We start from the raw sequence: 20,228 nt of genomic DNA on the forward strand, positions 1-20,228 counted from the left end.
CCACGCGGGCCGGCGACCGGGTGATGACCTTCATCGGGCTGCTGGTGGCCGCCGGCGGCTACTGGCTGATGCATTATTGGCCCGTCGACCTGCTGGCGTATCGCCACAGCATCTTCGGCTTGTTCACGGTGCCGGCGATGCACGCCGACCTGCTGGTCGCCGGGCTGGGGCTCGGTCTGGTGATCGGGCCGCTGTCTTCGGCGGCCCTGCGGGTGGTCCCCTCCGCGGAGCATGGCATCGCCTCCGCGGCGGTGGTGGTGGCGCGGATGACCGGGATGTTGATCGGGGTGGCCGCGCTGAGCGCCTGGGGGCTGTACCGGTTCAACCAGATATTGGCGGGGCTGTCGGCGGCTGTCCCGCCCAACGCCACGCTGCTCGAGCGCGCCGCCGCGATCGGAGCCCTGTACCGACAGGCGTTCGCCCTGATGTACGGCGACATCTTCAAGGTGACGGTGGTGATTTGTGTGTTCGGAGCGCTGCTGGGTCTGTTGGTCAGCGGCCGCAAGGAGCACGCCGAGGAGCCGGAACTACCCCGGCAGCAGGCCGTCGCCCCCCGGCAATGAACCGCTAACGCGGTATCAGGCTGAGCAACAGATCCGGTCCCACCTTTTCGACGCTGTCGAATTGCCACCGCAGCGCGTGCGCGATGCTGGACACCCCCACATCGTCGACCGCGGTGACCGGACCGCCCAGCAGGATCGGCGCGACATAGGCAAGGATGCGGCTGATCGCCCCACACCGCAAGAAGGCGCCGGCGAGCGTGGGACCGCCTTCCAGCAGGACGTCGGTGTAGTCCAACAGCGCCCTGAGCACCTCCACCGGCTCGTGGGTACGCAGCACCATGGTCCGTGCGTCGTCGTTGAGAACCTTTGCCTCCGACGGTATGTCACGGGTGCCGACCACCACCCGCAGCGGCTGTTTTGCCGCCAGGGACCCGTCCGGCAGCCGGGCGGTCAGGGCCGGGTCGTCGGCCAGTACGGTGCCGGTGCCGACCACGATCGCGTCGGCGATCGCGCGCCGGCGATGCAGGTCGGCGCGGGCGGCCTCGCTAGAAATCCACTGGCTGGAGCCGTCGGCGGCGGCGCTGCGGCCGTCGACGCTGGTGGCGTACTTCCACGTCACGTGCGGTAGCCCGGTGCGTTGCTTGTGCAGCCACTCGCGCAGCGGCCCGGCCGCCACGTGGTCGGCCAACACCCCGGAGCGCACTTGCACGCCCGCTGCCGACAGCCGCCCGGCACCGCCCCCCGCGATGCCGTTGGGGTCCGCTACGCCATAGATCACCGTGCCCACCCGGGCTTCGATCAGCGCGTTCACGCATGGTGGGGTTTTGCCGTAGTGGTTGCAGGGCTCCATGGTGACCACCGCAATGGCGCCGGCGGCCAAACCGCCGGCCCGGCGCAGCGCCACCACCTCGGCGTGGTCGCCGCCGGTGGGCTGGGTACCACCGACGCCGACCACCCGGCCCTCGGTGTCCACAATGACCGCCCCGACGGGAGGGTTCGGATACGTCGAGCCCTTGACCAGGTAGGACTGGTCGATGGCGAGGCGCATGGCGTCCTCGATGCTCTTGACCTGCTCGACAGTCATCGGCTGCTCACCGGCCACGGTGGTGTGACGCGGCCCTGGCCCGTTGCCGAAGTGCCTCTACCGCCCTTGCCGGGTCATCTGCCCCGTACACCGACGATCCGGCGACAAAGCAGTCGACACCCGCCTCGGCCGCCTGCTCGATGGTGTCCGCGTTAACGCCGCCGTCGATCTCGATCAGGATCTTCAACTCCCCCGAATCGACCATCTTGCGTACCGTCCGCACTTTACTGAGCACCTCGGGAATGAACTTCTGGCCGCCGAAGCCGGGCTCCACCGACATGACGAGCAGGGTATCGAAGTGCGGCAGCATCTCCAGATACGGATCCAGCGGCGTCCCCGGCTTCACGCTGATACCCGCTTTGGCGCCCGCTGCCCGGATGTCGCGGGCCACCCCGACCGGATTGGCGGCGGCCTCGGCGTGAAACGTGACGTTATGGGCGCCGGCTTCGGCGTAGGGCGGAGCCCATCGGTCCGGGTTCTCGATCATCAGATGACAATCCATCGGGATGCGGGTTACCGCCAGCAGGCTTTCCACCACCGGCAGGCCGATCGTCAGGTTCGGCACGAAGTGACCGTCCATCACGTCGACATGCAGCCAGTCGGCTCCGTGCACCGCGGCTGCTTCGTCGGCGAGCCGGGCGAAATCGGCAGCCAGGATCGACGGCGCAATCATCGGCCCCCCCGTGCTGCAAGACATGAGCGACAGACTACTGAGCCCGGCGGCGCGGCGTGCGACGCCGCACCGGCGCGTCACGCGAGCCGTTGCAGCGCGGCAGCGAACATCGCGTCGGTGCCGTGCCGGTGTGGCCACAGCTGAACGTACGGTCCGTCGCCGAGCCCTTCGGTGACGGGTTCGAACAACGGCCGGGTGTCCATCGCAGCCACCGGATGCCGACGCAGGGCGTCCGCCACCACCCCCACGGTTTCGGCGAGATGCGGTGAGCAGGTCGCGTAGAGCACCACGCCACCCGGCCGGACCAGCGCAATCGCGGCAGCCAGCAGCTCACGTTGCAGCCTGGCCAGCGCGGGCACGTCCGCCGGTTGCCGCCGCCAGCGCGCCTCCGGACGGCGGCGCAATGCGCCCAGCCCGGTGCACGGGACATCGACCAGCACCCGGTCGAAGCCGGGGTCGAGCCCGCTGTGCCGACCGTCGGCCTGCACAACCTCAACCGGCAGCCCGGCGGTGTTGGCCCTCACCAGGCCGGCGCGCTGCGGTGACGGCTCCACGGCGGTCACCGCGGCCCCTGACGGCACGCCAAGCGCCGCCAGCAACGCGGTCTTACCCCCTGGTCCGGCGCACAGAGCAAGCCACCGGCCGCGGTCGTCGTCGACGGGAGCCAGCGTCAGCGCCCGCGCCACCAGCTGGCTGCCCTCGTCCTGGACCAGGGCCTGACCGTCACGCACCGGTGCCAGCTGCGCCGGGTCGCCGCCGGGCAGGCACACCGCGTACGGCGAGTACCGGCCGACGGCGCCGCCCACCGCGGCGGCAAGTTCGGCGGCGGTCAGCACCCCGGGGCGAGCCGCCAGGTGCACTTGCGGGCGTTCGTCGTCACTGGCCAACACCGCTTCGAGCTCCGCGGCCGCTGCGCCCAGGGCGTCGGCGAATGCCTGAGCGATCCACCGTGGGTGGGCATGCACGAAGGCGGCGTGTCCGATCGGGTCGCTATGTGGGTCGGGAGCCAGCTCGTCCACCCAGCTCCGCTCGTCGCGGCCGGCGATGGTTCGCAGCACACCGTTGACGAATCCTGCTCGGGCAGAATCGAATTCGATGCCCGCCTGGTCGACGGTGGTGGACACCGCGGCGTGAGTGCCGACTCGAGTGCGCAGCAGCTGATAGGCGCCCAGCCGTAGCAGATCGAGCAGGACCGGGTCGATCGCCTCCGGTGCGCGTCCGGCTGCCGCACCGATGACCGCGTCCAGCAACCCCCTGGTCCGGCAGGTGCCGTAGGTCAGCTCGGTGGCGAAGGCGGCGTCGCGGCCGGTGATGCCGCGTTCCCGTAGCAGCGCCGGCAGCGCCAGGTTTGCGTAGGCGTCCCGGCTGGTTACCGCGCGCAGTGCGTCGAACGCCGCGGCGCGTGCCGGGTCCAGTGGCCGGCGGCGCCGGCCTCGTTCGCCGGTCCGGGAACGTTGGGGCCTCGCGGTCATGAGGCCCGCACGCCGGGGTCGAGCCGGGCACCGCGCGCCCAGTCGGCCGCCTGCATCGGCTTCTTGCCGGGTGGCTGAATCTGGCCCAGCCGCACCGGTTGCGAGCCGGTGCCGATCCACACGCTGGTGCGGTCTGCGCGTATAGCGCCGGGTGGTAACGGTTCTGGAGGTTTCGGCGCGCCGTCGAGGTGTACCGGTCCGAGCTTGACCCGCAGGTCGCCGATGAGCGTCCAGGCGCCCGGGTTGGGCGTGACGGCACGGATTCGGCGTTCGACGACCGCCGCCGGAAGTTCCCAGCGCACCCGCGCCTGCTCCACCGTGATCTTCGGCGCCAGGCTGACTCCGTCGGCAGGCTGTGGTCGCGGGGTCAGCGTCTGGTCGGCGATGCCGTCCAGTGTGGCAGACAGCAGGTTAGCACCCGAAACGGCAAGTCGCTCAAGCAGATCGCCAGCGGTGTCGGTCGGCCGAATGGCCTCGGTGACCACACCGTAGACGGGGCCGGAGTCCAGACTGGGCTCGATCTGGAAGGTCGTGGCGCCGGTAATGGTGTCGCCGGCGGCAATCGCGGCCTGCACCGGCGCCGCGCCGCGCCAGGCGGGCAGCAGCGAGAAGTGCAGGTTGACCCAGCCGCGCGGTGGAATCGCCAGCAGCGCGTCGCCCAGCAGCGCCCCGTAGGCGACCACCGCGCAGCACTGCGGCGCCACCTCGGATAGTTCGGCGACGAACTCCGGCGAGTTGGGCCGCGACGGCCTCAGCACCGGTATGCCGCGATCGAGTGCCTCGCGGCCCACCGGTGACGGCTCCGGCCTGCCTCGCCGCCCGGATGCGGCGTCGGGCCGGGTCAGCACCGCGACCACCTCGTGACGGGGTGAGTCGATGAGGCGACGCAGTGCCGGCAGCGCGGGTTCGGGCGTGCCCGCGAAAACGATGCGCACCGCAACAGTCTAGGTAGCCGGCCAGCTGCACCAACGTGTCGCGGGCCACAATCCGGACCCGCCAAATTCTCAGCCAGTTATAACCTTGCTAATGCATACTATGTCCTACAGAAATGATCTGTCCCGCGAGTTTCCCACCGCGCCAGCGACGACGAGGTCGAAGTAACCCAGCCCTTCCCCTTCCCCCAAAGGAGCTCTCCATGACTATCGACACTCCGATCAGCGAAGACGCGACGCTCGCGGCCACGCACCGCGCGATGTGGGCCCTCGGTGACTATGCCCTGATGGCCGAGCAGGTGATGGCCCCGCTCGGCCCGATCCTGGTCGCTACCGCGGGCATCGGGCCAGGTGTGCGGGTGCTCGACGTCGCGGCGGGTTCCGGCAACATCTCGCTGCCGGCGGCCAAGGCCGGTGCCACCGTCGTTTCCACCGATCTCACCCCGGAGCTGCTGCAGCGGTCCCAGGCACGCGCCGCGGAGTTGGGGCTGACCCTTCAGTACCAGGAAGCCAACGCGCAAGCCCTGCCGTTCGCCGAGGACGAGTTCGACGCCGTGATCTCGGCGATCGGCGTCATGTTCGCTCCGGATCACCAGTGCTCGGCCGACGAGTTGGTCCGGGTCTGCAAGCCGGGCGGAACCATCGGCGTGATCAGCTGGACCCCGGAAGGCTTCTTCGGCCGGATGCTGGCCGCCATTCGGCCGTATCGGCCGAGCCTGTCGGCGGCGTTACCCCCGTCGGCCCTGTGGGGCCGGGAAAACTACTTCCGCGGCCTGCTGGGTGATCGAGTCACCGATGTCAAGACGCGTCGCGAGCCGTTGAAGGTCACGCGGTTCGGCACCGCGCAGGACGTCCACGACTATTTCAAGACTCACTACGGCCCGACGATCGAGGCCTACGCCAACATTGGCGACAACGCGGTACTGGCCGCCGAACTCGACGCCCAGCTGGTCGAGCTGGCCGCGGAGTATCTGACCGGCGGCGTCATGGATTGGGAGGTCTTGATCGGCACCGCGGTCAAGATCTGAGTCGGGTCACGGCCGTGACGGGCCATCGGCCGCCCGGGCGGCCGGCCCGCCACGGTACTGCGGCGTGCTATAGCTCCATGTCGACGTGCGCGTCGGGTTCGCCGCCGGCGGCGGTAAACGCCGTCAGGGCACGCACCAACCCGTGGCGTTCCGCCTGCGGCATCTGCTCGACGATGCGGGCGATCTCGGCGCGCCGAAGCGCGGTGACCCGGCGGACCAGATCCCGGCCCCGCTTGGTCAGCACGGCCAGTAGTTCGCGCCGGGAGTTCGGGTGCGGCTGACGGTCGATCATCCCCGCGCCGACCAGCCGGTCGACCATGCGGCCGGTCGCCGACGGCTGCACGCCCAGCAGGGTCGCCAGGGTGGCCAAGTTGATCGGACCTCGATTGGACAGAATCACCAGGGTCCGGAACTGCGGGATGGTGATCGTCTCATCGATCTGTGCGATGGAATGAGCCGAGATGGCTACCAGCAACCGGGACGCCGTCAGTAGCGAATCGGTGATCGCATCCACCGACTCCTCAGCTGCCGTCGCGTTTTCCGTGGACATCATGGCCCCCTTCCCCGGTCCACCGGGTCGTCAACTTCGTCGTCGCTCTTACACGGGCTGCAGCAAAATGAGTCTAACAGCGTCCGATAGTCGTAGACATGGATTATTGATCAGATGCATATTTTCTTCCGGGCATGATCGGATTCGGTTGCCGAAACCTCCTCGCCGACGACGTCGCTCTGTCGGCTGTGCGTTGGCAGGAGGTGTCGGCAGGAGATCCAGCGAACTCAGCCGCTAACCGAGGACTAACCGATATGCAGCGGGTCGATCTGCACCCGCACCGGCTCGTGGGTTTGACGCGCGCTGAGCACCGAGACCGCGCGCCGCAGGCAGGCTGCCAGTTCCAGGCCGTGGTCGCGGCGAACCCGCACCAACATCCTGATGGCGGGCGCTGCGGCGGGGATGCCGGCCGGTCGGCGCACGCCGGGCGGCAGATCGACCGGGCCGAGCAACTCCGCTTGCAAGCATTCCGGGTCGGGCAGCCCGGCCTGGTCAAGCAACGCCATGACCGCCGCGGCGGTGCCGTCGAGCGCAGCGATGTGCACGCTCGGCGGCAACCCCACTTCGCTGCGGGCCATCAGCTCGGCCTCGGCGTGGCCAACCGGGTCCCAGCGAATCAGGGATTGCACCGTCGGAATGGCTGATTCGGCGACCACCATCACCACGCCGCCGTCAGCCCGAGACCGCACCAGCGCCGCCGCCGCCATCCAGCGCCAGAGCGCGTCCTCGGCGGCGCGCAGGTCCTGTCGCCCCAGCAGCGCCCAGGTGTCCAGCAGCAACGCCGCCCCGTATCCACCGGACGCCCGGGGTTCGGCTCCGGGGGTCGCGACCACCAACGCCGGGCGGGCGGCCACCTCGGGGACGACGGCATCGCCCGACGAGGTGATCACCGCCGTACCCGGGAACGCCCGGCCGAGTTCTTCGGCAGTGCGCCGGGCCCCGACCACCACGGCGCGCACCGCATCCGATCCGCAACGCGTGCAGCGCAGCGCCGGCTCGGCGCGGCCGCACCAGCGGCACACAGCGCCCGACCCGCCACGCTCCTGCAGCGACAACGGGCCGGTGCAGTGCCGGCAGCGGGTGATCGCCCGGCAACGCCCGCAGGCCAGTGACGGCACATAGCCGCGGCGGGGGACCTGAACCAGGACCGGCGTTGCCGCCGCCAGTGCCGAGCGGGCGGCGCGCAGCGCAATGGATGGCAGTCGGGCGGTACGAGCGGCCGGGTCGTGTTCCTCGGCGTACCCAGTGTCGTCGAGGGCGACGACGCGCGGGCTGCGCGCGCGCACCACCGGCCGGGCCGCGACGATGTCGTGGGCCCAGCCGCTGCGCACCAGCGCGTGGGCTTCGGCGGTTCGCGCCTAGCCGCCGATCAGCGCCGCGCACCTGGCCTGATGGGCGCGCAACATCGCCACCTCCCGAGCATGGGGATATGGTGCCCGCGGCTCGGCCAGGCTGTCGTCGCCGTCGGCCCAGACCATGACCAACCCCAGGTCGCTCAGCGGCGCGAACACCGCGCTGCGGGTGCCGATCACCAGCCGCGCGCTGCCCCGCAGCGCGGCCAGCCACCTGCGGTAGCGGGCGGCCGGTCCCAGGCCGGCCGACAACGCCACCACGCTGGGCTCGTCGATCCGGGCCGTCGCGGCCTGCCACAACGTGTCCAGATCGCGCTGATCAGGCACTATTCCCAGAACCGCGCGGCCGGCGCGCACCGTCTGCGCGGCGGCCTCGGCGAAGCGATCCGCCCACCGCTCCCCCGGCAACGCCTGCCAGACCGCGCGCGCGGCCCGAGCCTGGGCGAGAGCGGCCAGGAACTGGCCGCCGCGGCCGTACACCTGCCACTCCGACGGGTCGACCGGGTCGACATCGGGCCGGTCGGCGATCAGTCCGGGTTCCCGTTCCACCCTTGCGTGCCGGGCCGGAATCGCCAGCCGCAACACGTCGGCCCGGGTGCCGGCATAACGGGCGGCCACCGCATCGACCAACCGGCGGATTTCCGGGGTGAGCACCGGTTCGGCCGACACCACCCGGTCCAGCCAGCCCAGCTTGCCCTGGTGGTCGGTGTCGTTGCGGCGCTCCAGCACGAACCCGTCGACCAGCCGGCCGTGAAACCGCACCCGCACCCGCACCCCCGGCTGGGCATCGTCGGACTGCTCGGCGGACACCAAATAGTCGAATTCGCGATCCAGGTGCGGCACCGACAGCATCGGCAGGATTCGAGCGATCGGCTCGACCTGGATGGGGGTCCGGTCGAAACCGCGAGATACGTTGCTGGACAATCCGCTTAGCGGTCTGCGGACGCAGCTGCGCCGGGCCGGATTTCCCGCCCGAAGAAGAACCCGGCGGTGATCAGGATTTCCGCGGCGGCGTACGACCACCAGATCGGGACCGCCAGCGCTTCGTTGCCCAAGACGAATCGGCTGATCGCGATCATCGAATCCGATACCGCGAAACTCAGCGCCCCGACGGCCGTCCAGATCGTCGGCAGGCGCGCCAGAAAAGCGGTGCACACCATCGCCGTCAGCGCCAGGATGTAGACGGTCACCGGAACCGTCAGCTTCTCCTGGCCCAGGTGCGGCCAGAACCAGACCAACAGCGATATCGCCCCCAGACACATCAGCACCACCGGGGCCAGGCGCGCGCGCGACGGGGCCCGCCCCATCGCCAGGGGCAGCATTGCGCCCAGAAAACACAGGTGCGCCAACAGGAATGAACCGAGCCCGAAGACGAATGACTGTGTCCACCAAGGGATAGCCAACAGCCAGTCACCGGCGGCAGAGAACAGCAGTGCCGGCACCAGCCACCGCCGCTCACGCGCAATCGGGTGGGCAACCGCCGCCAGCGCCAGCAGCACCGCCATCGACGCCTTGAACGGCGGCTGCAGAATCCAGTGTCCGGTCAACTCGGTGCCAGGCGGGCGGCTCACCGCAATCACGGTCAAGTACACGCCGTAAGCCAGACCGGCCCACCCAGCCACCACCCAAGCACCGGCCACCAGACGAGATGCGTACGGTACCTGCATGCCTAGCTTGGACCAGACCGCCGACGAACGACCCGCTCTCGACTCCATCTTGCTGAAGGTACTGGATGCGGTTCCCTTTCGGCTATCGACCGACGACGGAATCGACGCCATGCGCCAGCGGATGCGCGATTTGCCGCGCCGGCCGGTGCACCCCGACCTACGCGTCGAAGACCGGTCGATCGACGGGCCAGCCGGCGGCATCGGCATCCGGATCTATTGGCCACCAACCGATGCCGCTCAAGGCAGTGCCCCGCCGGTGGTGCTGTACTTCCATGGTGGCGGTTTCGTGATGGGTGATCTCGACACCCATGACGGCACCTGCCGTCACCATGCCGTGGGTGCCGGCGCGGTGATCGTGTCGGTCGACTACCGGCTGGCGCCCGAGCATCCCTATCCCGCCGCCGTCGAAGACGCCTGGGCCGCAACGTTATGGGCCGCCGATCGGGCTGCCGACATCGGTGCCGACAGCACCCGGCTGGCGGTCGCCGGCGATTCAGCTGGCGGCACCATCGCCGCGGTGATGGCTCAGCAAGCTCGTGACAATGCCGGACCGAACCTGGCTTTCCAGCTGTTGTGGTATCCCTCCACGATGTGGGATCAGTCGCTGCCGTCGTTCACCGAGAATGCCACCGCGCAGATCCTGGACGCCAAGGCGGTGGCCGCGTTCTCTCGTTGGTACGCAGGCGGAATCGACTTGTCCGACCCGCCGGCGGGAATGGCGCCGGGCCGGGCGGAGAACCTGACCGGGCTGCCGCCGGCCTACATCGGCGTCGCCGGATACGACCCGCTGCGTGACGACGGCATCCGCTACGGCGAGCTGCTGAACGCCGCCGGCGTGCCCGTCGAGGTGCACAACGCCGAGACGATGGTGCACGGCTACGTCGGCTACGCCGGTGTGGTGCCGGCGGCCACTGCCGCGATGGATCGCGGGCTGGCGGCGCTGAAGCAGGCGTTGCACGCTTAGCTGCCGCGTCCTAGCTTCGCTGTGGATACGCGCTGGGCGCCACGCCGTACCACCGCTTGAAGGCGTGCGAAAACGTCGAGACCTCGGTATAGCCCAGCCGCCGCGACACCTCTTCGGTGGTCAGGCCGACAGTGCACAACAAGTCGACGGCCACGGTGGACCGTGCCTCGTTGCGCAAGGCGCGAAACGACGTGCCCTCCTCGGCAAGCCGGCGCCGCAGTGTGCGCGGATGCAGGCCGAGCTCGGCCGCGACGTCGGGCAGTGTCGGAAACAGTCCGGAATCACGAAACAACTTGGTGCGCACCAGCGCAGTGATGCCCCGGCGTTGCTCATTGCGCTGCATCAGCACGTCACACTGCGCCATACACACTTCCAGGGTGTGCCGATCTGCTTGCGGCAACGGCTCGTCGAACATGGCACGCGGGAAGTGCAACCTGTTGTGGGCCCGGCCGAACGCGACGTGATGAATCGGCACCAGTTCGAGCAGCGGCCGCAGCAACCACTCGTCGACCGCCACTTCCGCCGACACCTGCTCCGCATACTTGGCCGCCACCGGCAATGCGAAACTTGTTGTGGTGGCTAGTATTCCGGCGATATCACGTTCGATGAAAAACCGCCGCACGTCGGCCGGCAGGTGACCGGCGTCCAGCTCGAGCAAACAGTCTCCGGCCGTTTCGAACAACCGGACGTCGATGTGCAACATCGTCAGCGCGAAGTAGCGCATCGCGATACTGAAGAGTTCGCGCAAGGTGGCGCAAGACATCACCGCAAAACCGAACAACCCCAAGTGGGTGAGCATGAACCGGCTGCCCACGTCGACGCCGATCCCGGCGGAGTCCGGCAACCGGGCCAGCAATCGGCGGACGGCAAGGATCTCGTCGCCGGCACTGATGACGGCATCGGGATCATCGAGATCCGCCGGGCCGATCGCGGTGCCGGCAAGCACATCGCTGGTGGAGACCCCGTGTTCGTTGGCCACCTCGCACAGTACCCGGGTCGCATAGACCCCGTGACTCACCTCGGCTTGCACGTGTTCCATGACCTGTCCTAAATTCCCAACTGTTTGTCCCATAGTCTCATTACCGGCGGCCGACGTCGCCCATACAGTGACCCCATGGCCAGTGTGATCGCCGAGCGACCCTCGAATAGACCAGCCAGACGCCTGAGCACCTGGACGATGACGCGGGAGGCCCTCACCGTCGGATTCGATGCCGGCGACGGATTCCTGGGCCGGGTACGCGGCCGCGATATCGTCCGATTTCGTTGTGGTGGAAGACGTTTCGTTTCCATCACGCATCCCGGCTATATCGACCACGTGTTACACGAGGCGCGGCTGAAATACGTCAAGTCCGACGAATACGAGCCGATCCGCGCGGCCGCAGGCATCAATCTGCTCACCGACGAGGGCGACTCATGGGCCGCGCATCGCGGCGTGCTGAACCCGACGTTCGCCCGGCGTCACCTCACCGGCCTCGTCGACCTGATGATCGACCCGATCGAAGACGTCACCGCTACCCTCGTGCCCGCCAGGCCGTTCGACATGCACGAGACGATGGTCCGGGCAACCCTGCGGGTGGTCGCCAATGCCCTGTTCAGCCAGGATTTCGGGCCGCTGGTCCACAGCATGAACGATCTGGCGACCCGCGGGCTGCGCCGGGCCGAGAAGCTGGAGCGACTGGGCCTGTGGGGGCTGATGCCACGCCCCGTCTACGACGCACTGATCTGGTGCACATTCTCCGGCGTCCACCTGCCGCCGCCGTTACGGGAGATGCAGGACATCACGCTGGCGCTGGACGCCGCGGTCAACGCGGTGATCGACGACCGGCTGGCCCATCCGACCCACTCCGAAGACCTGCTCAACGTGCTGCTGCACGCCGACGACGGAAACTGGCCGCGCCAGCGGGTCCGAGACGAGGCGCTGACGTTCATGCTCGCCGGCCACGAAACCACCGCGAACGCCATGTCGTGGTTCTGGTATCTGATGGCGCTGCACCCCGATGCCCGCGAGCGGATGCTCGCCGAGGTTGACGACGCGCTGGGGACCAGCCGCCCGACCGCCGACGACCTGGGCAAGCTGCCGTGGACGACGGCCTGCTTGCAGGAATCGCAGCGCTACTTCTCCTCGGTGTGGGTGCTGGCCCGCAAGGCCGTCGCGGACGACGTCATCGGCGGGCACCACATCCGCCGCGGAACCACCGTCGTCATCCCGATCCACCACATCCACCACGACCCGCGCTGGTGGCCCGACCCGGAGAAGTTCGATCCCGAACGGTTCCTCGGCCTCGGAGCCAAGGACCGTCCCCGCTCGGCCTATTTGCCGTTCGGAGGGGGCCGGCGCATCTGCATCGGACAGAGCTTCGCCCTGATGGAAATGGTATTGATCGCGGCAATCATGAGTCAGCGCTTTGCCTTTGACCTCGAGCCGCACTACCCTGTCGAACTTGAGGCGACGCTGACCCTGCGACCCAAGCACGGGCTGCACCTCGTCGGAAGCGAGCGCTCATGAAGCCCGACTACCAGATACTGATCGTCGGCGCCGGATTCTCCGGGATCGGCGCGGCGATCGAGCTCGACCGGGCCGGGTTCCACGATTACCTGCTGATCGAAGCCGGCGACGGAGTCGGTGGAACCTGGTACTGGAACACCTATCCCGGTATCGCCGTGGATATTCCGTCGTTTTCCTACCAATTCTCGTTCGAGCAGAGCCCGCGCTGGTCGCGCACCTACGCACCCGGCCACGAACTTCGCGCATACGCCGAACACTGCGTCGACAAATACGCCATCCGGTCCCGCATCCGGTTCAACACCAAGGTGCAGGCCGCCGAATACGACGACGAGCACCGGCTGTGGCGAATCCAGACAGACCCCGGCGGTGTGATGACCGCCAGGTTCGTGATCAACGCCAGCGGCGTGTTGACCGTACCTAAACTGCCCGACATCGACGGAGTAGACTCGTTCGACGGCATCACCATGCACACCGCGCGATGGGACCACAGCCAAGACTTGACCGGTAAGCGCGTCGCGATCATCGGCACCGGCGCTTCGGCGGTCCAAGTCATCCCGGAGATCGCACCAATTGTCAAGCACCTCACTGTTTTTCAGCGAACGCCAATCTGGTGCTTCCCGAAGTTCGACGTGCCGCTGCCGGCGGCGGCCCGCTGGGCGATGCGCATTCCCGGCGGCAAAGCTGTCCAGCGGTGGCTCAGCCAGGCCTTCGTGGAAGCCACCTTCCCGATCTCGGCGCACTACTTCACGGTGTTTCCGCTGGCCCGATGGAGCGCGGTACTGGGACGGCGGTATCTGCGCCAGCAAGTCGAAGACCCGGTGGTACGCGACCAACTCACGCCGCGTTACGCGGTGGGCTGCAAACGGCCGGGCTTCCACAACAGCTACCTGTCCACCTTCAACCGCGACAACGTCCAGTTGGTCACCGAGCCGATCGACAAGATCACCCCGACGGCGGTCGCCACCACCGACGGCGCCGACCACGAGATCGACGTGCTGATCCTGGCGACCGGCTTCAAGGTGCTCGACACCGACGACGTGCTCACCTATCCGGTGATGGGGCGCGGCGGCCAGTCCCTGAGCCGGTTCTGGGACGAACACCGGACTCAGGCCTACGAGGGTGTCAGTGTTCCGGGTTACCCGAACTTCTTCACGGTGTTCGGCCCCTACGGCTATGTCGGCTCGTCGTATTTCGCGCTGATCGAGGCGCAGACCCACCACATCCTGCGCTGCCTCAAGCGGGCCCGACGAGACTCCGCGACCTGTGTGGAGGTGACCGAGGAAGCCAACGCCCGCTATTTCGCCGAGGTGATGCGCCGCCGGCACCGCCAGGTCTTCTGGCAGGACAGCTGCCGGCTGGCCAACAGCTACTACTTCGACAAGAACGGCGACGTGCCGTTGCGCCCGACGACGACCATGCAGGCCTACTGGCGCAGTCGCCGCTTCGATCTCGACGACTACCGCTTCACCAGTTAGCTTCACCGGTGCTCGCGTAGGCTCGATGTCTATGGCGAAGGTGTTCTCCCACATCGACGAATCGCTGCGGGAGTTCATCGGCAACCAGGCGATGTTCTTCGTTGCCACCGCGCCCTCGGACGGCGGTCGAGTCAACCTCTCCCCCAAGGGGTATCGGGACACCTTCGCGGTGCTCGACGACCACACCTTCGCCTATCTCGACTTGTTCGGCAGCGGCACCGAGACAATCGCCCACCTGCGTGACAACGGCCGGATCACCATCATGTTCTGCTCGTTCACCCGCAATTCGCGGATCCTGCGACTGTTCGGCACCGGACGAGTGGTACGCCCCGATGACGCCGAATTCGACAGCCTACGAACGCATTTCAAGGCTCTGCACCCCGGAACCCGGGCCGCCGTCGTCGTCGACATCGACCGGATCGCCGATGCGTGCGGTTTCGCGGTGCCCTACTACGAGCTAGTCGACGAACGGCCGGTGCTCGACGCCCATCTCGCCAAGGCATCCGAGGAAACCTACGTCCGCCTGGTCGAGCGCAATCAGCACAGCATCGACGGCCTGCCCGGGTTGGAGCCCGACCACCCGATGCCGCCCTGCGCCAAAAGCTGACGCCCCCGGCTCGCGAGCAGACACGGAATCGCACGCGGGAGCCCCCCGCGATGCGATTCCGTGTCTGCTCGCGCCGGGAACTAGATGGCGCGCTTGAGGTCGTCGACCTTGTTGAGCTGCTCCCACGGCAGTTCGATATCGGTGCGGCCGAAGTGTCCGTAGGCAGCCGTCGGCGCATAGATCGGGCGCAGCAGGTCCAGGTCGCGGATGATCGCACCGGGCCGCAGATCGAACACCTCACCGATGGCCTTCTCGATCTTGACCGGGTCAACCGCCTCGGTGCCGAACGTCTCGACGAACAAGCCGACCGGGGCGGCCTTGCCGATGGCGTAGGCCACCTGCACCTCCACCCGCTCCGCCAGTCCCGCCGCGACGACGTTTTTGGCGACCCAGCGCATCGCATACGCCGCCGAGCGGTCCACCTTGGACGGGTCCTTGCCGGAGAACGCGCCACCGCCGTGGCGGGCCCAGCCGCCGTAGGTGTCGACGATGATCTTGCGGCCGGTCAGCCCCGCGTCACCCATGGGTCCGCCAAGCACGAACTTGCCGGTCGGGTTCACCAGCACCCGCACCTGCGAGGCATCCAGCGTCTGGTGGGCCAACTCGTCGAGCACACTTTTGAGCACGTGCTGGCGGATGTCAGGATCCAGCGTCTTCTCCAGGTCGATGTCGGCGGCGTGCTGCGTGGAGATCACCACGGTGTCCAGCCGCACCGGGACGTTGTCCTCGTAGGCGATGGTGACCTGCGTTTTGCCATCAGGGCGCAGGTAGGGCAGCACGCCGTTCTTGCGGACCTCGGTCAGCCGCCGCGACAGCCGGTGGGCCAGCGCGATGGGCAGCGGCATCAGTTCAGGAGTGTCGTTGATCGCGTAGCCGAACATCAGCCCCTGGTCGCCGGCGCCCTGAGCGTCCAGCGGGTCCGCAGCACCCTCCACGCGCGCCTCGTGGGCGGTGTCGACGCCCTGGGCGATGTCGGGAGACTGCGCACCGATGCCGATGTTGACACCACAGGACGCCCCGTCGAAGCCCTTGTCCGACGAGTCGTAACCGATCTGGAGGATCCGGGCCCGCACGGTGTTGGTGATGTCGGCGAACGCCGCCTTCGCCGAGGTGGTCACCTCGCCCACCACGTGCACCTGCCCGGTGGTCACCAACGTCTCGACCGCGACACGTGAGCGGGGATCCTCCGCCAGAAGCGCGTCGAGGACCGAGTCGCTGATCGCATCACAGATCTTGTCGGGATGTCCCTCGGTCACCGACTCACTGGTAAACAGCCGACCCTTTTCGCTCACTCTGCGTCCTTCCAATAATTAGTTAGCCGAATTATATCCTCCGGCAACAATTTCACTTCGTCCACTCGGGCAAGGGATCGTCCAGCACCTCTTCAGCCCCCGTACAGGCCTACACCCGCCGATCCGCTACCCGGTACAGCCATGCAAAAACGCGACGATCGCGTCAACGATACGACTGGCCATCAGCGTCTTGGAACCGTGCTGCAGTGCGGACTCGGTTCCGTCGGAAGCCAGCAGCCAGCCATCGTTGTTGTCCACCTCGAAGGCCCGGCCGTCACCGACCGCGTTGACGACCAGCAGATCGCAGCCCTTGCGCCGCAGCTTCTCCCGAGCGTGAAACAGCACATCGCCATTGGCGTCGCCGGTCTCGGCCGCGAACCCCACAATGGCGCGCATCTTGGGCAACTGCCCGTGCTCGCGGGCGCGCACCACGCCGGCCAGGACGTCGTCGTTGCGTACCAACTCGATCGTCGGCGGCCCGGTCTGGTTGTCCGGACCTTTCTTGATCTTGGCTGCTGATACCTGCGCGGGCCGGAAGTCGGCGACGGCTGCCGCCATCACCAACACGTCGACCTCGGGTGCGTGCTTGGACACCGCGTCGCCGAGTTGCTGCGCCGAGCTCACGTGCACCACGTTGACACCGGCGGGGTCGATGAGCCCGGCCGTATGTCCGGCGATCAGCGTAACCTCGGCGCCACGCTGGGCGGCGACCCGCGCGACCGCATATCCCTGCTTGCCCGAGCTGCGGTTGCCGATAAAACGCACCGGGTCGATCGGCTCGCGGGTGCCGCCGGCGGTCACTAGGAGTTTGCGGCCGGCAAGGTCGTAGTGCAGGGCGTCGTGCCGCTCCAGCAGCAGCTGGGCAAAAGTGGTGATCTCCTCGGCCTCGGGCAATCGTCCCGGGCCGCTGTCAGTGCCGGTGAGGCGCCCGAATGCGGGTTCGAGCACCACCGCACCACGACGGCGCAGGGTGGCGACGTTGTCGACGGTAGCCGGGTGCAACCACATCTCGGTGTGCATCGCCGGCGCGAACAGCACCGGACACCGCGCCGTGAGCAGAGTCGCGGTCAGCAGATCATCGGCGCGCCCGTGAACCGCCCGGGCCAGCAGATCGGCGGTGGCCGGCGCGACGACGACGAGGTCGGCCTGCTGGCCCAGGTGAACGTGCGGGACAGCAGGCACGTCGTCGAAAACGTCGGTGCGAACCGGCTGACCGGAGAGCGCCTCGAAGGTCGCCGCCCCGACAAAGCGCAGCGCGGATTCGGTGGGGATGACCCGGACATGATGCCCCGCCTCGGCGAGCTGACGAACGACTGTGCAGGCCTTGTAGGCGGCGATACCACCGGAGACGCCGACTATGACCTGTTTGGGGATCCGCTTTCGGTCCATCCGGGGCCCGGCCCTGTTACTCGCCCTCGGTGTGCTCGAGCAGGTCGGCGTGGATCTCGCGCAGGGCGATGGACAGCGGCTTTTCCTGCAAACCGGGCTCGACCAGTGGACCCACGTACTCCAGGATGCCCTCGCCGAGCTGGTTGTAGTAGTCGTTGATCTGCCGGGCACGCTTCGCCGCGTAAATCACCAGCGCGTATTTGCTCGAAACGCGGTCCAGCAACTCGTCGATGGGCGGGTTGGTGATGCCGAGCGGGGTGTCGTAGGCCCCGATTCCGGCGGATGCCGGATCGAACTGATCGGAACCGGAACCGGCTGGCGGCGCGTCTGACTGCGGAATACTCACGAAAGACTTTCTCCTGGCGGCGTAGAGCGGTGCGAAAGCGGCAAAATCTCGATTCTGGGACTCATGCAGAGCCGGGCAGAGCACTAACCAGCAAGGATACCAATTCGGCGCACGCAGACTCCAATCGACGGTTCACCACGACCTTGTCGAAGTCATGTTGGGCTGCCAATTCGATGCGTGCGGTGTCCAGGCGGCGACGGATGACCTCCGGCGTTTCGGTGCCCCGGCCGACCAGCCTGGCCTCCAGGTCTTCCCAGCTGGGCGGCGCCAGAAACACCGTGATCGCCTCGGGCATCGCCTTCTTGATCGCCCTGGCCCCGGCGAGGTCGACCTCGATCAGAACCGGCTCACCCGACGCTGCGGCTTGGCGCACCGGCTTGGCCAGAGTGCCCGACCGGTGCAGGCCGCCGTGGATCTCGGCCCATTCCAGCAGTTCGCCGCCGTCGATCAGTTGCTGGAAACGGGCGGGGTTGACGAAGTGGTAGTCGACGCCGTCGACCTCACCCGGGCGTGGCACCCGCGTCGTGGCCGAGACGCTGAAGTGCAGGTTCGGGATCCGCTCACGCAGGCACCGGACCACGGTGGACTTGCCGACCGCGGAGGGACCGGACAACACGACTATGCGTCCCGTGCCCGGTCCCTCGCCGGCACTCACCGATGTCGATGCCCCTGGGCCGGCACCCCGTACAGGCCGTTCGGACTGCATTTCCGGGGGTCGGGCCGGGCGGCCCGCCTCGCCCCCGCACGCGGGCGGAACACCCACCTCAGGCCCTCCGGCCTGCATTGTCGGCGGGGGCTGGGCTAGGCGGAGCCGAACTTTTCCAGCAAGGCCTTACGCTGACGGTCGCCCAGACCACGCAGGCGGCGAGTCGGCGCGATCTCCAGCTCGGTCATGATTTCCTGCGCCTTGACCTTGCCCACCTTCGGCAACGCCTCAAGCAGCGCGGACACCTTCATCTTGCCCAGGACTTCGTCGGTTTCGGCGTCCTTGAGCACCTGGGTGAGGTTGGTGCCGCCACGCTTGAGCCGGTCCTTGAGCTCTGCTCGCGCTCGACGTGCGGCAGCAGCCTTCTCCAACGCGGCCGCGCGCTGCTCGTCGGTCAACTGGGGAAGGGCCACGATTCCTCCGTCTCTCATCGATATCAATCGATCTTCATTTGTCTTGGCCGGGTATTCCAGCCAGCGCAGACGACCGTACTCACGCTCTCTGACGAAATCTAACCCGACCCCCCGGTTACGGCGACGAATGCCCAGCGTGGGACCACGCGTGGGGCATCTGCCGGCGGCCCGCCAAGTGGCGCTGAAAGCGGTTTGACATGACCTCACATTCGCGGCGACAGGCCCAGTTTCTGGATCGGCATAACCCCTGTCTAGCTGCGGTTTTAGTGCTGGCAAGGCAACTCGCGCGGTGCCGTGTCCGCCCACGACGAGCGGCGGCAGCGGGCACCGGGACATCCACGTGATTGGGACCACGCATTTTCCTGGTGTGTCGCGCGTGTCGCGCCGCGGCATCAACCAGAACAGCCGCTGCTCGCCGGTCTTGAGGATCGGCGACAACACCGTCCGTCGATGGACCGGCCGAAGACAGGTTGACGGATCAATCAAGACTCGTCCGGCTGGAGTCGTAGCTATTCCCAAGCTGTTTGCTAACAGCCGGACATGATCGCCATCTGCGACCGGCCACGTCCAACCCAGCGACCAGCAAACGCGCCGATCCTTCGCCACCGAAAGGCGGGTTCGAGAAATCCCGAATTACCTTGCGCGGCGCGCGATACGATCCGGCCATCGTCGGGCTGGACTCATCGATCAGGACTCAAATGTTCGGAGGCATGAGATGTCGTTTGTGACCTCAACACCCGAGGCACTGCTAGCGGCGAGGACGGATCTGGCCGGTATCGGTTCGGCCCTCAATGCAGCCAACGCGGCCGCGGCCGCCCCGACGACCAGCGTGCTGGCAGCGGCCGCCGACGAGGTGTCGGCCGGGATCGCCGCGTTATTCGGGTCGCATGGCGCAGCGTATCAGGCGGTCAGCGCTCAAGCAGAGGCGTTTCATCGCTGGTTTTCCCAGGCGTTGAGCGCCGCCGCCGGCTCATATGCCAGCGCCGAGGCCGCCAATGTCCAGCAGATCCTGACGAGCGCGCTGACTGGCGGCTGGGCGCCGGCGGCCGCGCAGCCCCCCAACCTCGGGCAGGAGTTGCTTGACCTGGTGAACGCGCCTACCCAGACGCTGTTCAACCGCCCGCTGATCGGCAACGGCGCCAACGGCGCACCGGGAACTGGGGCGCCCGGCGGGCCGGGTGGGTACTTGTTCGGCAACGGCGGGGCCGGCGGGTCGGGCGCGCCTGGTATGCCGGGCGGCAACGGCGGGGACGCCGGATTGTTCGGGGC

19 protein-coding genes and 2 pseudogenes are annotated in these 20,228 nt (G+C 67.9%); 8 read left to right on the plus strand and 13 right to left on the minus strand.

All coding sequences use genetic code 11. The features are described 5' to 3' along the window. The coding region (locus BST40_RS23140; RefSeq protein WP_142276791.1) for an MFS transporter at window positions 1-563 on the plus strand (563 nt) is incomplete at its 5' end. 4 nt (window positions 564-567) lie between these two features. Here BST40_RS23140 and ribD read toward each other — a convergent pair. The 4 genes from ribD to fmt are packed head-to-tail and all read right to left on the minus strand — an operon-like array spanning window position 568 to window position 4,667. Then, window positions 568-1,587, minus strand: a complete 1,020-nt coding sequence (gene ribD, locus BST40_RS23145; protein WP_075546218.1) for a bifunctional diaminohydroxyphosphoribosylaminopyrimidine deaminase/5-amino-6-(5-phosphoribosylamino)uracil reductase RibD — start codon at window positions 1,585-1,587, stop codon at window positions 568-570. A 7-nt stretch (window positions 1,588-1,594) separates the two neighbouring features. Beyond that, complete coding sequence (gene rpe, locus BST40_RS23150) at window positions 1,595-2,293, minus strand: ribulose-phosphate 3-epimerase (RefSeq protein WP_089025276.1); 699 nt, start codon at window positions 2,291-2,293, stop codon at window positions 1,595-1,597. A gap of 44 nt (window positions 2,294-2,337) precedes the next feature. Further along, the gene (locus tag BST40_RS23155) at window positions 2,338-3,732 is read right to left on the minus strand and encodes an RsmB/NOP family class I SAM-dependent RNA methyltransferase (RefSeq protein ID WP_083155811.1); all 1,395 of its coding nucleotides are present in this window, start codon (window positions 3,730-3,732) and stop codon (window positions 2,338-2,340) included. Beyond that, entirely contained in the window at window positions 3,729-4,667 is a 939-nt protein-coding gene (gene fmt / locus BST40_RS23160; protein WP_075546020.1) for a methionyl-tRNA formyltransferase, read from the minus strand. The genes BST40_RS23155 and fmt overlap by 4 nt, the downstream gene beginning before the upstream one ends. 200 nt (window positions 4,668-4,867) lie before the next feature. Here fmt and BST40_RS23165 point away from each other — a divergent pair, with 200 nt between their 5' ends. After that, the gene (locus BST40_RS23165; protein WP_083155813.1) at window positions 4,868-5,692 is read left to right on the plus strand and encodes a class I SAM-dependent methyltransferase; all 825 of its coding nucleotides are present in this window, start codon (window positions 4,868-4,870) and stop codon (window positions 5,690-5,692) included. Window positions 5,693-5,759: 67 nt separating this feature from the next. On the opposite strand, the gene BST40_RS23170 is transcribed toward BST40_RS23165, so the two are convergent. The 3 genes and pseudogenes from BST40_RS23170 to BST40_RS23180 all read right to left on the minus strand — a co-directional run bounded on the left by BST40_RS23170 (window position 5,760) and on the right by BST40_RS23180 (window position 9,261). Then, complete coding sequence (locus tag BST40_RS23170) at window positions 5,760-6,245, minus strand: MarR family transcriptional regulator (RefSeq protein WP_371687147.1); 486 nt, start codon at window positions 6,243-6,245, stop codon at window positions 5,760-5,762. 242 nt (window positions 6,246-6,487) lie between these two features. Then, a pseudogene (locus BST40_RS23175) lies at window positions 6,488-8,446 on the minus strand (primosomal protein N'). Window positions 8,447-8,523: 77 nt separating this feature from the next. Further along, window positions 8,524-9,261, minus strand: coding sequence for a lysoplasmalogenase (locus BST40_RS23180; RefSeq protein ID WP_075546018.1), 738 nt, complete (start codon window positions 9,259-9,261; stop codon window positions 8,524-8,526). Here BST40_RS23180 and BST40_RS23185 point away from each other — a divergent pair. Continuing rightward, window positions 9,260-10,225, plus strand: coding sequence for an alpha/beta hydrolase (locus BST40_RS23185; protein ID WP_083155815.1), 966 nt, complete (start codon window positions 9,260-9,262; stop codon window positions 10,223-10,225). The two genes, BST40_RS23180 and BST40_RS23185, sit on opposite strands and share 2 nt — an antisense overlap. Window positions 10,226-10,235: 10 nt before the next feature. Here the strand turns inward: BST40_RS23185 and BST40_RS23190 are convergent, their stop codons facing one another. Continuing rightward, the gene (locus tag BST40_RS23190; protein ID WP_075546016.1) at window positions 10,236-11,264 is read right to left on the minus strand and encodes an AraC family transcriptional regulator; all 1,029 of its coding nucleotides are present in this window, start codon (window positions 11,262-11,264) and stop codon (window positions 10,236-10,238) included. A gap of 75 nt (window positions 11,265-11,339) precedes the next feature. Between BST40_RS23190 and BST40_RS23195 the strand changes: the two genes are divergently transcribed. Genes BST40_RS23195 through BST40_RS23205 form a run of 3 tightly spaced genes read left to right on the plus strand, consistent with a single transcriptional unit; the run spans window position 11,340 to window position 14,813 of the window. After that, window positions 11,340-12,731, plus strand: coding sequence for a cytochrome P450 (locus BST40_RS23195; protein ID WP_083155817.1), 1,392 nt, complete (start codon window positions 11,340-11,342; stop codon window positions 12,729-12,731). Continuing rightward, window positions 12,728-14,206 (plus strand): flavin-containing monooxygenase, encoded by a 1,479-nt coding sequence (locus BST40_RS23200; protein ID WP_083155819.1) that lies wholly within the window; start codon window positions 12,728-12,730, stop codon window positions 14,204-14,206. The genes BST40_RS23195 and BST40_RS23200 overlap by 4 nt, the downstream gene beginning before the upstream one ends. 31 nt (window positions 14,207-14,237) lie before the next feature. Beyond that, complete coding sequence (locus BST40_RS23205; RefSeq protein ID WP_083155821.1) at window positions 14,238-14,813, plus strand: pyridoxamine 5'-phosphate oxidase family protein; 576 nt, start codon at window positions 14,238-14,240, stop codon at window positions 14,811-14,813. A gap of 80 nt (window positions 14,814-14,893) precedes the next feature. On the opposite strand, the gene metK is transcribed toward BST40_RS23205, so the two are convergent. The 5 genes from metK to mihF all read right to left on the minus strand — a co-directional run bounded on the left by metK (window position 14,894) and on the right by mihF (window position 18,959). After that, on the minus strand, window positions 14,894-16,105 hold the full coding sequence (gene metK / locus BST40_RS23210) for a methionine adenosyltransferase (protein WP_083155823.1): 1,212 nt from the start codon (window positions 16,103-16,105) through the stop codon (window positions 14,894-14,896). 126 nt (window positions 16,106-16,231) lie between these two features. Continuing rightward, entirely contained in the window at window positions 16,232-17,494 is a 1,263-nt protein-coding gene (coaBC, locus tag BST40_RS23215; protein WP_075546011.1) for a bifunctional phosphopantothenoylcysteine decarboxylase/phosphopantothenate--cysteine ligase CoaBC, read from the minus strand. 16 nt (window positions 17,495-17,510) lie between these two features. Continuing rightward, window positions 17,511-17,840, minus strand: a complete 330-nt coding sequence (gene rpoZ / locus BST40_RS23220) for a DNA-directed RNA polymerase subunit omega (RefSeq protein WP_075546010.1) — start codon at window positions 17,838-17,840, stop codon at window positions 17,511-17,513. Window positions 17,841-17,901: 61 nt separating this feature from the next. Then, on the minus strand, window positions 17,902-18,495 hold the full coding sequence (gmk, locus tag BST40_RS23225) for a guanylate kinase (RefSeq protein WP_075546009.1): 594 nt from the start codon (window positions 18,493-18,495) through the stop codon (window positions 17,902-17,904). 146 nt (window positions 18,496-18,641) lie between these two features. Continuing rightward, the gene (gene mihF, locus BST40_RS23230) at window positions 18,642-18,959 is read right to left on the minus strand and encodes an integration host factor, actinobacterial type (protein WP_015355818.1); all 318 of its coding nucleotides are present in this window, start codon (window positions 18,957-18,959) and stop codon (window positions 18,642-18,644) included. A gap of 715 nt (window positions 18,960-19,674) precedes the next feature. On the opposite strand from mihF, the pseudogene BST40_RS31970 reads away from it, so the two are divergent. Continuing rightward, a pseudogene (locus BST40_RS31970) lies at window positions 19,675-19,896 on the plus strand (PE family protein); the annotation flags it as partial. Between the two features lie 147 nt (window positions 19,897-20,043). Further along, on the plus strand, window positions 20,044-20,228 hold a 185-nt coding region (locus tag BST40_RS31975), incomplete at its 3' end, for a PGRS repeat-containing protein (protein WP_341865534.1).

Origin of the sequence: Mycobacterium persicum (assembly GCF_002086675.1) — a bacterium.
Taxonomy (GTDB): Bacteria; Actinomycetota; Actinomycetes; order Mycobacteriales; family Mycobacteriaceae; genus Mycobacterium; species Mycobacterium persicum.

Excerpts from the sequence above, each read along its gene's own strand:
- BST40_RS23170 (WP_371687147.1), bottom strand. The coding sequence starts at position 6,245 with ATGATGTCCACGGAAAACGCGACGGCAGCTGAGGAGTCGGTGGATGCG.
- BST40_RS23165 (WP_083155813.1), top strand. The coding sequence starts at position 4,868 with ATGACTATCGACACTCCGATCAGCGAAGACGCGACGCTCGCGGCCACG.
- BST40_RS23205 (WP_083155821.1), top strand. The coding sequence starts at position 14,238 with ATGGCGAAGGTGTTCTCCCACATCGACGAATCGCTGCGGGAGTTCATC.
- BST40_RS23190 (WP_075546016.1), bottom strand. The coding sequence starts at position 11,264 with ATGGAACACGTGCAAGCCGAGGTGAGTCACGGGGTCTATGCGACCCGG.
- BST40_RS23185 (WP_083155815.1), top strand. The coding sequence starts at position 9,260 with ATGCCTAGCTTGGACCAGACCGCCGACGAACGACCCGCTCTCGACTCC.
- BST40_RS23200 (WP_083155819.1), top strand. The coding sequence starts at position 12,728 with ATGAAGCCCGACTACCAGATACTGATCGTCGGCGCCGGATTCTCCGGG.
- ribD (WP_075546218.1), bottom strand. The coding sequence starts at position 1,587 with ATGACTGTCGAGCAGGTCAAGAGCATCGAGGACGCCATGCGCCTCGCC.
- BST40_RS23155 (WP_083155811.1), bottom strand. The coding sequence starts at position 3,732 with ATGACCGCGAGGCCCCAACGTTCCCGGACCGGCGAACGAGGCCGGCGC.
- coaBC (WP_075546011.1), bottom strand. The coding sequence starts at position 17,494 with ATGGACCGAAAGCGGATCCCCAAACAGGTCATAGTCGGCGTCTCCGGT.
- BST40_RS23195 (WP_083155817.1), top strand. The coding sequence starts at position 11,340 with ATGGCCAGTGTGATCGCCGAGCGACCCTCGAATAGACCAGCCAGACGC.
- BST40_RS23180 (WP_075546018.1), bottom strand. The coding sequence starts at position 9,261 with ATGCAGGTACCGTACGCATCTCGTCTGGTGGCCGGTGCTTGGGTGGTG.